This is a genomic window from Neobacillus niacini, from assembly GCF_000759675.1.
Lineage (GTDB): Bacteria > Bacillota > Bacilli > Bacillales > Cytobacillaceae > Neobacillus > Neobacillus niacini_A.
Window position 1 is genome coordinate 32,839 of record NZ_BAWM01000013.1, and the last position, 14,268, is coordinate 47,106.

Below are 14,268 nucleotides of genomic sequence, written 5' to 3' on the forward strand. Positions count from 1 at the left end.
AGCAGCATGAATATTCGTAATAGGGATGCAATAAGAGAAGCATTGAAAGTCTACTTTATTATGGGCAGTCCAAATTGCAAGGACAATCCCGCACAAGTTTTGCTTGAAGCCATTGAAGGCGGAATTACCCTTTTTCAATTCCGCGAAAAAGGTACCGGTGCGTTAACGGATGATAAGAAGGTTGAACTGGCCAAAGAACTCCAACAAATATGCCGAGAGCATCGGGTTCCATTTATTATTAATGACGATATCGGATTAGCGATTGCGCTTAACGCAGACGGTGTTCATGTCGGGCAGGATGATGAGCCGATTGAGGAAGTAAGAAAGAAAATTGGCTCCGATAAGATCATTGGAGTTTCTGTACATAGTTACGAAGAGGCTATGACCGCTTTAGATGGTGGAGCCGATTATTTTGGAATCGGACCCGTTTTTCCTACGAAAACAAAAGAAGATGCCAAACCCTCAAACGGAACGAAGCTAATTGAAGAACTGCGAGACAAAGGATTAACGATTCCGATTGTCGGAATTGGCGGAATCACTGCCGAAAATGCTGGGTCTGTTGTCCAAGCGGGAGCTGATGGCGTATCAGTTATAACCGCGATCAGTCATGCTCCTTCTGTTACAGAAGCCACCCAAGCCTTATGGAAAAGTGTATTTTAAGACTTTATTGACTTTTTAAAAAAAAGTCTTCAAAGATTGCACATCAGGGGTTGTGTATCCAAATCTCTTGTATGAAAATTTTAATATAGTTAAAGTATCCATGTGACCAAAACTTATGTTTGAAACTGTCAAAATGGTCACAAGAAGGGTCGTTGTGACCAAAACTCATGTATGAAACTATCAAAATGGTCACCAGAAGGGTCGCTGTGACCAAAACTCATGGATGAACCTTTCAAAATGGTCACCAGAAGGGTCGCTGTGACCAAAACTCATGGATGAAACGATCAAAATGGTCGCAAGAAGGGTCGCTGTGACCAAAACTCATGGATGAACCTGTCAAAATGGTCACAAGAAGGGTCGTTGTGACCAAAACTCATAGATGAAACGATCAAAATGGTCACAAGAAGGGTCGCTGTGACCAAAACTCATGGATGAACCTTTCAATATGGTCACAAGAAGGGTCGCTGTGACCAAAACTCATGGATGAAACGATCAAAATGGTCACAAGAAGGGTCGCTGTGACCAAAACTCTTGATTAAATCCATCAAAGTGGCTACAAGAAGTAAGCTGCTATTCGGAAATTGCAAATTACAAAAAATTGATGATTCACACAGTCACCAATAAAATTTCATACTAGCACTGGGGGAGCCGAAATTGGCTGAGATTAGACCAAATATGGTCTTAAACTCCTGAACCTGATCTGGGTTGTACCAGCGTAGGAAAGTGAACTATACTTACATGAACTGATTTTTGTCGGTAATTTATAGTATAAACCGGTAATCCCCCAGTGCTAATAAAAAACTTGGAGGGATTTTTTATGAGAAAAACGCATAAACTCACATTGACAGCGATGTTGATCGCGATTGGCACACTCTCGAGTAATATATTGTTTATTCCGGTTGGTTTCACAAAGGTGTTTCCGATTCAGCATTTCTTGAATGTGTTGTCTGCCGTTCTATTAGGACCGTTTTATGCGGTTGCACAGGCACTATGTGTGTCGATCTTACGAAATATCATGGGGACCGGATCCATCTTTGCATTTCCAGGTAGTATGGTTGGTGCCTTGCTGGCTGGGCTCCTCTTTATGAAAACCAGAAAGATATATATGGCCTTTTTCGGTGAAGTGATCGGAACGGGCATTATCGGAGCGATTCTATGCTACCCGATCGCAACTCTACTATTAGGTCAAGAAGCAACATTGTTTGGATTTATTCCGTTATTTATTTTTAGCTCTATTGCGGGTGCACTGATTGGCGCCATTATTCTTTCAATCTTTTTAAAAAAGAAAATAGCAGTCTTTACTCGGAAAGAGACTACAGTAAAATAAATCTAGAGCCATTAAAAGTGTCCGGCACCGCTGGTAGACAAATGAATATCTACGGCGCCGGACACTTTTTTTCCCATTCTCCCAAGATTTAAACTTAGTAGAATTTGTTTTCCTAGGGATAAATTCCCCCCATATCTATAATTCAAATAGGTATTGTGATTTGTTTTTTTTTATTCCTATTAAAAAGTTGTTATTATCGCTTTAAAGTTTTAACAGTTATTTGTACTATTGAGGTGTATAGGGAAATTTCAGATAAATGATGTATAAAAATAATAAAAAGTCATCTCAATTAAAGGGAAGTGAACGTAATATGCTTAAAATCTGGAATATAGAGAAGATCATTGAAGATACATTAGAAAAGCACAATTTAGATATTAACTATGAGATTAATAATAAACTCACTGTACCAATGAGTTATAACGTATCGATAAATACGATAAAATTTAATTACCTTCAAGTTAACGGTTATATTAATAAAATTAGGATTAACCAGACAGACGAAAACCTTGTAAAAATTATTCTTTATCATGTGATTGGTTATTACTTGGATTTTAAGAAAAACAAACATGATTTAAGGACACTCATGTATGGTGAAGACGACGAAATAGAAAAGCTTAAAGCTAAGATTGAAAACAATGCTTGGGTATATGGGAGAACATTGGTCCCTGAGCAACTCTTACAATCCTATGACCAGGTACGTGAATTAGATAAAGAGCTAATTAATGGGCAATTAACAAATATTTAATTATTGGACTGCTTCGAGAAAACTATTTGAATGACTATAGCAGTTTAATGACTCTTATCGTGAGGTGATAAATAGTTGAAGGCTGATGCAGTTTTTGAAGGTGGCGGAACTAGGGGTATTGCTTTTGTTGGAGCGATTGAGGCAATGGAAGAGGAAAAGGTAGAATGGCAAAGATTAGCTGGAACATCAGCAGGAGCCGTAATTGCTGCACTTTTGGCTAGTGGCTATAAAAGCTATGAAATTAGAAAACATCTGAGTGAACTTGATTTTTCAAAGCTTCGAGGTAGGACTATTATGAACCGAATTCCCATTATCGGCAGCTTACTTGAACTAATGTTTAATCTTGGAATCTATAAAAATGAGTATTTGGAAACATGGGTGGATTCACTTCTTTCCAAAAAAGGCATTCAGACATTTGCAGATCTTCCAGACGGAAAGTTAAAGATAATCGCTTCTGATGTTACGAATGGCCAAATGCTTATATTGCCAGATGATTTGGTTCGCTATAGGTTAACTCTTGCGGATCTAAAAGTATCAACCGCTGTGATGATGAGTGCCTCTATTCCATTTTTCTACCGTCCGGTTATTTGGAAATCAAAAGACCTTTACAATTCCTATATTTTAGATGGGGGCTTACTTAGTAACTTTCCAATTTGGATATTTGATACCGACAACCCTCGGTTCCCAACATTTGGCTTCCGTTTTGTGAAAGATAAAGTTAACATTAATGCTGTTATACCAACACCTCTCCATCTTTTCAAAAATATCTTTAAAACCATGCTTCAAGCACATGATTTACGACATTTGAACGAAGAAACAAAAGAACGCACCATTCAAATTCCGACTGGGGACATCAACTCAACTGATTTTAACCTAAATGAGGATGAAATCGATTTTCTATATAAGTCAGGCTATACTTCCACAAAAGAATTTTTATCCAAGTGGGACTTTGAACAATATAAGGTCAAAAGAATGCAAAGAGCAAAGAAGGAATACAAGAAAAAAACGCCATTCTATAAGGAATGACGTTTTCTGTGTTTAAAATTTCAAATTTCATTAACAGAATATCTACCTTTTCATTTGATACTAGGTTACGTCTCCCTTGAAATCTCAAAACGCTATCCATCACATGAGTCACGCTAAGGTACTTGCAACTGAGAAGTGGAGTCATCTAGAACCAACCCAAGAAAGAATTGATAGATTACTTGATGTGGTTGAACGAAATCAAAACATCTTAGACCACAGTGATCTATACATACGCATCCTAGAAAGATGGCAAGCGAGTAATTTTAGCAATGCTGTTACAGACCATAACAGTATTTGGGATCTTCAAGGAGAAACAATTGGGGAAGCAACCAGATTGCTTACTAAAGAAGAGGAAGCTGAGTATATAAAAAAACACTTTAACCTGTTTTAAGGTGTCGATGGGTTTCCTTGTTACTGGAAACTATTTTATTAATAAATCCCTACTATACAAGTTATTTTCATACTTGTTATGGTAGGGCTTTTTTGTTTATCCACGAAAATCCATAAACTAAGCGGTGGTGCCATATTTTACAAAGTTAAACTTAATCATTTTCATAGTTCGCATATGTGTCATTTGCAGCCTATTTTTGTTGAGAAGATTCTTTTCTCATCCTAGAAGGTTTTTTGAAGTTATTAAAATAGGCTTTTGTATCAGTAGCAATACCCACCTATTGCACATATTTTGTTGGGAAGGTAATGCAGTGTATTTACCTATTTATAAGTTTGTTTTTTGCCCATTTCAAGTAGCTGCAGCCCTTTTTAAATATATAAGGAGGTAATAAAAATGTATGATTTCCATAGTCAACTCCAGGGATTAAGTCTTGGGGATTTCCAAGCGACCGAAGCAGTTCCTTTTGACCCAAGCATGTACTATACTGATCCTACTCGATTTGGTGGTATGGGTGGTATTGGCGGTCCTGGTGGTTTTGGTGGTATTGGCGGTCCTGGTGGTTTTGGTGGTTTTGGTGGTATTGGTGGTCCTGGTGGTATTGGCGGTGTTGGTGGTATTGGCGGTATTGGGCGATGCTCTAGTTGTTTTAGATGTTCTAGTTGTTTTAGTTGTTTTAACTGCTTCAACTGCTTTAATTGTTTCCGTTGCCATAACTGTTTTAGGTGTTCACGGTGTCATAATTGTGGAGGCGGTCATCGTTGCGGCGGTTAATGGTTCTTGTAAGAAATGTGATTACCTAAGGAAAAGAGGCAGCCCCGACAAGAGATCTTGTTGGGGTACTTTTCTAAAAGATTAGTCATAAGTGACAAATAGTTATACATAGGATGATAGTGATACTGATAATTTAGAACCGTTAAGGCTAAGGAGGAACGAAATGACAAGTTTAAACCCTTCTATGCGATTAAAAGTGAAAAGGGATACGTTTTATCTCCCTGATCCAAACAGAGGTGTGTATTTTCGGAACAATGTAAGCACGTTTAGTATGGAAGGAAGTATGATTGATAAGTGGGTTGAAAAGCTGATCCCGATGTTTAATGGAGAACACACTTTGGAGTATGTGACGAATGGCTTACCGGAACCATACCGAGATCGAGTGTATGAAATTGCGGAAACACTCTATCGAAATGGCTTTGTTCGGGATGTGAGCCAAGATCATCCACATCATTTGACGGAGCAAGTAATTAAAAAACATGCCTCTCAAATTGAGTTTGTAGATAATTTTGTTGATTCAGGAGCATATCGTTTTGAAACATATCGTCAGGCGAAAGTGTTAGCAGTAGGCTCTGGTCCTATTTTTATTTCGTTAGTTTCTTCGTTACTTGATTCCGGATTGCCCAGGTTCCAAATACTGATTACCGACACGGTTCAGACCAATAGACGGCGGTTGATGGACATCGTGGCACATGCTCGTAAAACAGACGTTGATGCGGAGGTTGAGGAGATCACAACGGGGCAGGGGGAAAGCTCCTGGAAGGAGATTTTAAAACCGTTTGATTATATTTTGTATGTATCAGAAAAGGGAAATGAAGAGGAACTCCAACTTCTACATAGGGTTTGCAGGGAAGAGAAAAAGGTGTTTCTCCCTGCGATCTGCTTAGAGCAGGTGGGGATATCAGGTCCGTTCGTACATCCAGACTCCGAGGTTTGCTGGGAGTCAGCGTGGCGCCGTCTTCATCAAGCAGCTCTCTTCAAAGATCAGCCAGTTACAGCTTTCTCTGCTACAGCCGGAGCTATGCTTGCGAATGTCAGCGTATTTGAATTGTTTAAAAATGTTACGGGTGTGTCCGAAAAAGAACCAAAGAATCAGTTCTATCTGCTTGATTTGGAAACGTTAGAAGGAAACTGGCATTGGTTCCTTCCACATCCAATGGTGACAGGACAAGTATCAGCTAGATTCGTAGAAGATATAGATTTGCGTCTAGCACAGAGAACAGAGAGTGGAGATCCGGGTCAATTTCTTCTTTTCTTCAATCAGTTGACATCAAAGGTATCAGGGATTTTCCATACTTGGGAGGAGGGCGAATTACAACAGCTTCCGTTAGCTCAGTGCCGCATACAGGCAGTAGATCCATTAGCGGAAGGACCAGCCGAGCTGTTGCAAGAGAATGTTTGTTCAGGTCTGACCCATGAGGAGGCTAGAAGGGACGCAGGGCTTTCAGGAATAGAATCGTATGGATCACGAATTGTCGAAAGCCTTGACCTGCCTCAACAAGTTAAGATTGGATTTGGTGAAACATTCGAGGAAGGTGTCTTCCGAGGATTACAAAAGTGTTTATACGAGGAGTTGATTAAACAATCTCTTGACCAGAACTATATTGTCTCTCGAGTAGAGTTGGGTACGGTAGAAGATGAACGCTGCCGGTTTTATTTGCAGTCCCTGACGATCATGGGAGGAGCACCGACTATAGCTATAGGTGAGGATGTGTCAGGATTCCCAGTTGTGTGGGTTGGTACAAGGGACGGATGGTATGGCAGTGTCGATTTGAATACAACAATGGCATTACGAAATGCGTTGCAACAGGCAATTATCACTCTGCAAAATAAAGAAGAATTTGATATAGCACGATCATTGGAGGTTTCGTCCATGATTCTGGATGAAAAAGTGCCGCTAAGCATTGAAATTCCTGCGTGTGAAGATAGAATACAAACCGAGGACTTGCTGAATGCTATGGAAATCTTGGAACGGAACGGAAAGCAGCTCTTGGTGTTTGAACTAGGACTTGATCCTTTTTTGAAAGAGGAAATGGCAGGGGTATTTGGAGTTTTGGTTCAAGAGGGGAGATTAACATGAGTGCTGTCGTGTTGGTTGTGGGAGAAGGTTTGTTGGCAGACCTCATGTATGAAGAACTGTCATCTCAATACTTAGTAGTTCGCCAAACTGCTTTCGAGGCAGTAGTACCTGTAACGATTGATTTGGCATTGGTATTACAGGATGCCTGGAATCCCTCGATTCAACTTAAAGCTGAAGAGGTATTTCGTCGAACCAACACTCCTTGGCTGAGAGGCTCTGTTTCTTTTGGAGAGGGTATTGTAGGACCGCTAGTTCGCCCCGGTGTGCCAGGATGCTCTCAATGCGCTGAAATGCGACGTATTATAACAGGACGTGACCGCAAAGAGATGTGGGAAATACAAAAGAGGTTGGAGTTATCCGGAGGAATGCAGCAGGAAGCTTGGGCATCGCGCTCGGGAATATTACAGATGGCCCACTTGATCGGGGCAGAGGTCCAGAGAATTATGCAGGGAGATCAGGCTTACTCTGAAGGAAAGATATGTTATATCAGTCTGAAATCATTGAAGAGTTCCTGGCATAGGTTTCTTCCAGTTCCCTTGTGTCAGGTATGTAGTCAATTACCTGACGATTCACCAACCATGGCTCGAATTTCACTGCAGCAAAGTCAAAAGGTTACCAACGACAGTTATCGCAGCCGTTCGTTAGATGACCTGAATAACGTTCTCGTTAAAGATTATCTTGATCATCGAACAGGCCTTTTGAATGATAAAATGGTTAACCTCGTGCATCCATTTGCTGATGTAAGTGTCAATTTGCCTTTGTTCGAGGGTGACGAGGGAACAGCAGGCCGGACTAACTCATTCGCTGTAAGTGAGTTAACGGCCATTTTGGAAGGGTTGGAGCGGTACTGTGGACTAGAGCCCCGTGGTAAACGGACAGTGGTCCATGACAGTTTTAACAATTTGAGAAATCAAGCACTTAATCCGATCGAGGTTGGTGTACACGCTAAAGAACAGTATGAGAGGCCAGGTTTTCCATTTAACCAATTTGATCCAGATCGCCCGATTGATTGGGTATGGGGATATTCGTTTTTGCAGGAGCGTCCGATTCTGGTTCCAGAGCTGCTTGCGTATTACAGTTTGGGCTGCGGGTCACGAGGTTATGTCTATGAAACTTCCAACGGATGCGCGTTGGGCGGAAGTCTAGAAGAGGCCATTTTCTACGGTATTTTGGAAGTGGTGGAGCGTGATTCGTTTCTGATGACTTGGTACGCGCAGATGTCCCTCCCGCGTCTTGACCCAACCTCGATTGAAGACCAAGAGCTGCTGTTAATGATTGAACGAATGCGTGCGGTCGCGGAATATGATCTATATTTGTATAACTCTACGATGGAGCACGGAATTCCAAGTATTTTGGCCATAGCAAAAAACAGAAAGGAAAAAGGAATGAATCTAATTTGTGCGGCCGGATCTCATTTGGATCCAGTACGGGCAGTGAAAACTGCGGTTCACGAGTTAGCTGGTATGATGCTGTCATTGGATGAGAAATTAGAGAAAGACCAGGATGAGTATGTACAAATGCTGCATGATTCTTCATTAGTGCAACAAATGGATGATCATGGCATGCTGTACGGTTTGCCGCAAGCAGAAGAGCGCCTGCAGTTTTTATTGGACGAATGTCGGCCATTGCGACCGTTTCACGAGGAATTCCAGTGGAAGTCAATACATTTAGATCTTACCGAGGATCTTCAGGATATTCTTCAAGTGTTTCGCCGATTAAACCTCGATGTGATTGTGATTGACCAGACTACACCTGAAACGATCCGAAACGGACTTTATTGTGTAAAGGTGCTAATACCGGGGATGCTGCCGATGACATTCGGACATCACCTTACTCGGGTAACAGGGCTGGAGAGGGTGTTTAGGGTACCAATGGAACTAGGATATTCAAATAAACCGCTGACAGCCGAACAGCTTAATCCACATCCTCATCCGTTTCCATAAGCGCATCACTAGGAGGATAGAGTATGATTCTAGATGAGTTTCTGCACAATTTACATTTTGATATTGAAAAGGCAAGCATCCCGAATTGGGAAGTGGATTGGGAAGATGGACCACTTCCCTATAAACTATACCGTGGATTGCCGGTAGTCCCATTATCTCTAGAAGTTCCACTGACACTTGAAGGACAGAAACAACCCTTAATGCCTGATCTGCGGAAAATGGGTGATTTTCTATGGTATGTATACGGCCTTACCCAATTTAGCCAAATGGTCTTTAGTTTGGATTCTACAGAGAAAACAACAGAACTAATGCAATCATACAGAAGATTTGCTCCCTCAGGTGGAGCGCTTTATCCAAACGAATTATACGTATATTTGAAAATCGAGGATTTGCCAGTTGGGGTGTATCATTATGATGTGGCTCACCATCGCTTGGTATTGCTGCGAGAAGGAAATTTCGATTCCTATATTGCCAGGGCTCTTGGTAATCGGTGTGACATTTCAACCTGTTTTGGGACGATTTTTGTATCGACCATGTTTTGGAAAAATTTTTTCAAATACAATAACTTTGCCTACCGACTGCAGGGGTTGGATGCAGGTGTGTTGATTGGACAATTATTGGAAGTATCGAAAAGATTTAACTTCGAATCAGGGGTATACTTTCAATTTCTTGATCGAGCCATGAATCATTTGCTTGGATTATCTGAACGAGAGGAGAGCGTATATGCAGTCATCCCGCTATCGGTGGAACCAACCATTTGGTCAGCCAACGGGAGTGAAAAGGACAGAATGGTATCTGCAGCCGAGTTGTGCCGAGAATTGACATCGATTGAGCCGAATCACTACGTCCGGTCACAAAGGGTTAAAGAGTATCCGATGTTAACCAAGTTAAATGAAGTGTCCATGTTGGATTCTACAACATTGTTTCCGTTAATCGAGGTGAAGGAGTATGAGAATAGTGATGGTCAATCGGTAGCCCTCCCTCATGCGGAGAGGTTGTCGTATGATCTTGCCTCTGTTTGTCGAAAGCGATTTTCTCCAGATATGGATTTCATTTTGGGAATGGTAAGTCAACTCGAACTGGCAAATCTGCTACACGAGGCGACGGATTCTTTTTCGTATCGAAATGACTTGGAAGCTACGCATCAGAAGCACGAGCCGCGTGTCTCCCTGAATGTCTGTTTGTATAATGTTGAAGGAATTCCTAATGGTGCGTATCAATATGACAGCACTGCTCATGCATTACGTCCGGTCCATCTCGGAGATCATCGACTCCTACTGCAATCTGGTATGTCATTATATAATGTAAATTTGCACCAAGTACCACTCTGCATACATGTCACAGGAGTTAAGGATTACTATAAAACTACACTCGGATACAGAGGATATCGAATCCAACAAATGGAGGCAGGTATGCTCGTGCAACGATTACTCTTATCGGCAGTAGCAAGGGGAATGGGGGGGCACCCTCTCCTCGGATATGATTCCAATCTGTGTGATGAAATTTACAGAATGGAGCCACAAGGAAAAACCTGCTTAATTCAAATTCCGATTGGTCCATATCGACATCGCCCTTGGTTAGTGGGAGGTTTGTGTAGTTAATTGCTTTACTAATTAAAAGTCGTGGAAAAAACAACGTGGATGAATGAACATGGGAAAAATGGGAATGAAGTTTATTTACTTCATTCCCATTTTTCAACCGCAGAAACGGACGAGTTTTTAGTATTTATATATACCAATTATTATGCCAAATATGCATTTTTTATATTGACCTCTAACACCAAACTATTATTCTATGGGGTGTGGTTTGTGCGGGGATACTCATTGTGGCATGTCCATAGATAACAATTAGATTTCGGTTTGCAGGGTTTCTTGAAAAGGGTTGGCCATTAGCTAATACTATTTGAGTATTTGGAGCTATATTTAATCGTAATTGACCATCACTACTCTCCAACTGACGGTTAAAATAATCTACTTTTACATTTTGATATGGACTTTCTTTTACCATAACAAGTGCTCGATATTGTGGTGGGTAAATAAGTGGAACAGGTGCATTTCCATCATAATAACCAGTTACCCTATCTCCAATTGCCACCATTACATGGTCTACAAAGTAAGTTGAAGGTGACACAACGAAATTTACTGAAGCTCCAACCCCGTTGTCTACAGACATTAATTTATAACAGCCTTCTCCTTCACCATTTTGCCCAGTAATAAAATCACTAATCATGGTGACCGTCCCTTGAAAGGAATTAAAATTTATCATACTCATACCTCCATTAAGGTTTATCTTTATTTTGTTTTTTTCCAAAAGGGCTTTTTCAATTAGTAAAGGGTAGGGGTTGGAGAACAGGCAACAGCATCAATAAATCTTGGATCTATACCATAAAACATCCAGAAGACACCGTTCCATCTATATCCAGAAACTTCACCATACTCAACACGAGTTGGGTAAAACCAGAAGCTTTCCCCATTTATTAACCACACATAAGTGTTTTCAAATAAACAGTCGATTATATAAGATACTGAAGGCTTTGGTGGAACGAATGTTGGGGGAGGGGATTGTGGTTGTTGTCGCATTGAGCCATGGGGTGGGAAAAAAACCATGTAATTTCACTCCTTTTCATCTAGGTCCACAACATAATATGTTGAAACGAATCATAAGGTTTAAAAATTAGCCATTTACCCAAGGATGAATTAGCCTATATTCAAAAAATTTTTCCAAACGTTTTTAAATAAACACCTAAGAAGGTTAGATTAACTTTGACCCTAGTATTGATACAAACAATCCTGTGGAGATAAATTGAGTACCATTCCAAGTAAGGAAGTTTTCAACATATCCTAATGTATCCGCATTCGATGTACCAATGATACGCTGTATCGCTAGCAAATCGTAGTTAATGCCTGTTTCATTTTTAACGATTGGCCATAGGGCAGATAAGCTAAGAACCTCACCTTTAATTGGATATTTTAGTTTTCCATTTTCATTGTAATATTGTGATAAATAATCAGGTCCTTTGTTACTTAAGTCTATGGTAAACAATACGTTAAGTTGAGGACTCGCTATACGAACTTTATAAAAATCTTGATAATCCACCGTGAATTTATATTCTTGATTATATTTTTCAACATCAAAAATTTCACGGAGCATGTTGTTCATTGATGAATAAATATAGAAGATGCCATACCCGCCACTGCCACCTGAGTCAATACTGACTAATATATCAGGAATTTGATCTTTGGTAAAATCTCCAAGGAACAGTCTCGCATTGTATCCGGCGTTGTTCTGAAGATTAACCGTTGTACTTTGATTAGAAAAACCATCTTGAATAACAAGTGTGATATTATCAGCAAAGATTCCTGATACTCCTTCGGGTTTATTGCCGAATAAAAGCACTTTATCTAAAATACCATCTCCGTTTACATCTCCTTGCTTCATATCTAACAAAAAAACATCATTCCTTGAATAAGTGTTGGTTCGATAAAAATATTCTTTGTAAGGTCTGTACACATGTATCCTCCTGTTCTAAATTCATTCGTGAACCAGATTAATATCGTATGTTACTTATTTCAACTGGCTATTAGTCTTTCCTAGGGATTAATCCCCAACTTATCAAAAATTTAATAGGTACCTAGATTTGTTTTATTATATGTCTATTAAAACGTTTTCTGTGTTGATAATTACCACCATCTCCACCATTTCTTTTGATGGGCGGCTGCAATCTGCTTTCTGGTTACTTCCTCCATTAATTTACCTCGTTCCGCCAGCAGTTGTTCCGTTCGTTCTACATACTTTAAAATTTGATTCATCTTCTCTTCTAGATAAGCTTCCCGTACGGCCTTCTCCTTCAGATGTTTGATTAAATCCATATTTATTTGCTCCAAATGCTCTATACGTTCCAACAGCTCATCATGATTACAATTCTGAGTTATTCCCTGGTCAGGTATAGTTTGTAATGGTTCTTCTTCGGTAACGGCGACTGTTTCATTTTCTTCAGAAATCCAACTCATTACGGCTTGTGCTGAAAGTTCCAACGTCATTCCCTCTTGACCGCTAAATTCAATGAATTTTCGGAGCGTGTTAATATCCTTATCAAAATAACCCCGATGTCCTCGAGTATTGCGATGAATGGGATACCCTTGTCCTTCTAAGAGAGTGGCATACTTTCGTAATGTATTGCTATCAATGCCAAGCAATTCTTGTACGTGACTAGGTGAATACATTTCCGTCATAACTAACACCTCCACGATATCATTCATTCTTTTTGCTCAGAGAATCTTCTTTTATATAAAAGTTATGATAGAGGTTGTAAACGCTGTATGTTCCTTTAATAATGTATTAGGGTGGTGTCCAGATTGTAAAGGACGCGGAACGACCAAAAATGTGGAATGTCCAATGTGTAAGGCAGGAGTTATAATCAAGAAGTTGAGCAGTATAAGCTTGAATTATGTGGCATCAATGATGAAGGACGAAAGGAAGTCGTTGATGGCATTGACGTGCAAACATGGTTAACAGGCAACGTAAGTGATGTTGTTGCAGAAAGCCTGATTACTGAGGCTGTTGCAGATATTCCAATATTCAATCGCATTCGTGAGTTGAATAAACGAGATATGATGGCTGTATATCAAGCCCTGGAGCAAAATAATTAAATTAGAACTTAGAGAGTAAGAAAACTCATTTGCAAAACATTTTTGCAAATGAGTTTTTTTTATACAGCTGATGAAGGATAAATTTTTTCAATATCTGTATAGTAGATGATCTCAGAAAGGATTTTACAGCCAGCTGCTTTATCATACTCCTGCCAAGCCTCATCCTTAGTTTCATATTCGAACATTTTAATGCTGTCTGCTGAATAAAGTGTCAAAATCCACACATTATCTCCCTCCCAGGGTAAGGTAGTTTGTAAGGATTTCCATTTTATTTTACAAATAGATCAAAGCCGATTGTAATTAGCCAACCAACAGCAAGAGTAACAGTGAGATATGTACCAAGATAAAGCAATATTTCAGCCATGTTTCCTCCTTTCTTCATCCTTCTAATCTAAAGCTATTATAACAAGCAATTTTTCAAAATTTGTCGAACCAAAGGTTATTTACAAATTTGTAAATAGACTGTTAACTTCCCTTAATATTAGAAATAACATTACGGTAATCGGGACCTTACGACCCCAAACATGAAGATAATCTACTGCTTTTCTCATTAATAAAGGGTGTGCTTTTTCCCATTTTTCAACGTTAAATAATAGGTAACACTTAACTAGACAATAAATTTAATGTTCCGTAGACTAAAAACTATATCATTTTTTTCTATTATTTTATTTGGAGG

13 protein-coding genes, 2 pseudogenes and 1 riboswitch are annotated in these 14,268 nt (G+C 39.7%); of the genes and pseudogenes, 11 read left to right on the top strand and 4 right to left on the bottom strand.

Features of this window, described 5'->3' with window-relative positions; all coding sequences use genetic code 11:
• The first annotated feature begins 6 nt into the window (after nt 1-6).
• The 10 genes and pseudogenes from thiE (at nt 7) to TR08_RS06200 (ending at nt 10,544) form a co-directional block, all read left to right on the top strand.
• On the top strand, nt 7-660 hold the full coding sequence (gene thiE, locus TR08_RS06160; protein WP_045516627.1) for a thiamine phosphate synthase: 654 nt from the start codon (nt 7-9) through the stop codon (nt 658-660).
• Between the two features lie 631 nt (nt 661-1,291).
• A riboswitch (TPP riboswitch) is annotated at nt 1,292-1,399 on the top strand.
• Nucleotides 1,400-1,477: 78 nt separating this feature from the next.
• Nucleotides 1,478-1,987, top strand: coding sequence for an energy coupling factor transporter S component ThiW (thiW, locus tag TR08_RS06165; protein ID WP_045516628.1), 510 nt, complete (start codon nt 1,478-1,480; stop codon nt 1,985-1,987).
• 310 nt (nt 1,988-2,297) lie between these two features.
• On the top strand, nt 2,298-2,732 hold the full coding sequence (locus tag TR08_RS06170) for a hypothetical protein (protein WP_045516804.1): 435 nt from the start codon (nt 2,298-2,300) through the stop codon (nt 2,730-2,732).
• Nucleotides 2,733-2,807: 75 nt separating this feature from the next.
• Entirely contained in the window at nt 2,808-3,758 is a 951-nt protein-coding gene (locus TR08_RS06175) for a patatin-like phospholipase family protein (protein WP_045516629.1), read from the top strand.
• Nucleotides 3,759-3,834: 76 nt separating this feature from the next.
• The gene (locus tag TR08_RS06180; protein ID WP_052427358.1) at nt 3,835-4,149 is read left to right on the top strand and encodes a DUF6241 domain-containing protein; all 315 of its coding nucleotides are present in this window, start codon (nt 3,835-3,837) and stop codon (nt 4,147-4,149) included.
• Between the two features lie 393 nt (nt 4,150-4,542).
• Nucleotides 4,543-4,737 (top strand): annotated as a pseudogene (locus tag TR08_RS33095) (heterocycloanthracin/sonorensin family bacteriocin); the annotation flags it as partial.
• Between the two features lie 16 nt (nt 4,738-4,753).
• Entirely contained in the window at nt 4,754-5,005 is a 252-nt protein-coding gene (locus TR08_RS33100) for a hypothetical protein (protein ID WP_238579096.1), read from the top strand.
• 78 nt (nt 5,006-5,083) lie between these two features.
• Nucleotides 5,084-7,000 carry a putative thiazole-containing bacteriocin maturation protein gene (locus TR08_RS06190; RefSeq protein ID WP_045516630.1) on the top strand — a complete coding sequence of 639 codons (1,917 nt, stop codon included), beginning with the start codon at nt 5,084-5,086 and terminating at the stop codon, nt 6,998-7,000.
• Nucleotides 6,997-8,943 carry a TOMM precursor leader peptide-binding protein gene (locus TR08_RS06195; RefSeq protein WP_045516632.1) on the top strand — a complete coding sequence of 649 codons (1,947 nt, stop codon included), beginning with the start codon at nt 6,997-6,999 and terminating at the stop codon, nt 8,941-8,943. Before TR08_RS06190 ends, TR08_RS06195 begins: the two co-directional genes overlap by 4 nt.
• 23 nt (nt 8,944-8,966) lie before the next feature.
• Entirely contained in the window at nt 8,967-10,544 is a 1,578-nt protein-coding gene (locus tag TR08_RS06200; protein ID WP_045516633.1) for a SagB family peptide dehydrogenase, read from the top strand.
• 172 nt (nt 10,545-10,716) lie between these two features.
• Here the strand turns inward: TR08_RS06200 and TR08_RS06205 are convergent, their stop codons facing one another.
• The 3 genes from TR08_RS06205 to TR08_RS06220 all read right to left on the bottom strand — a co-directional run bounded on the left by TR08_RS06205 (nt 10,717) and on the right by TR08_RS06220 (nt 13,175).
• A complete protein-coding gene (locus tag TR08_RS06205) occupies nt 10,717-11,208 on the bottom strand; it encodes a hypothetical protein (RefSeq protein ID WP_045516635.1) in 492 nt (163 codons plus the stop codon).
• A gap of 486 nt (nt 11,209-11,694) precedes the next feature.
• Complete coding sequence (locus TR08_RS06215; protein ID WP_045516636.1) at nt 11,695-12,453, bottom strand: hypothetical protein; 759 nt, start codon at nt 12,451-12,453, stop codon at nt 11,695-11,697.
• Nucleotides 12,454-12,623: 170 nt separating this feature from the next.
• A complete protein-coding gene (locus TR08_RS06220) occupies nt 12,624-13,175 on the bottom strand; it encodes a MerR family transcriptional regulator (protein ID WP_045516638.1) in 552 nt (183 codons plus the stop codon).
• A gap of 211 nt (nt 13,176-13,386) precedes the next feature.
• On the opposite strand from TR08_RS06220, the pseudogene TR08_RS30805 reads away from it, so the two are divergent.
• Nucleotides 13,387-13,592 (top strand): annotated as a pseudogene (locus TR08_RS30805) (ABC transporter); the annotation flags it as partial.
• 59 nt (nt 13,593-13,651) lie between these two features.
• On the opposite strand, the gene TR08_RS32400 reads toward TR08_RS30805, so the two are convergent.
• Nucleotides 13,652-13,816: a hypothetical protein gene (locus tag TR08_RS32400; RefSeq protein ID WP_193747687.1), complete on the bottom strand. Its 165-nt coding sequence runs from the start codon at nt 13,814-13,816 to the stop codon at nt 13,652-13,654.
• Between the last annotated feature and the right edge of the window lie 452 nt (nt 13,817-14,268).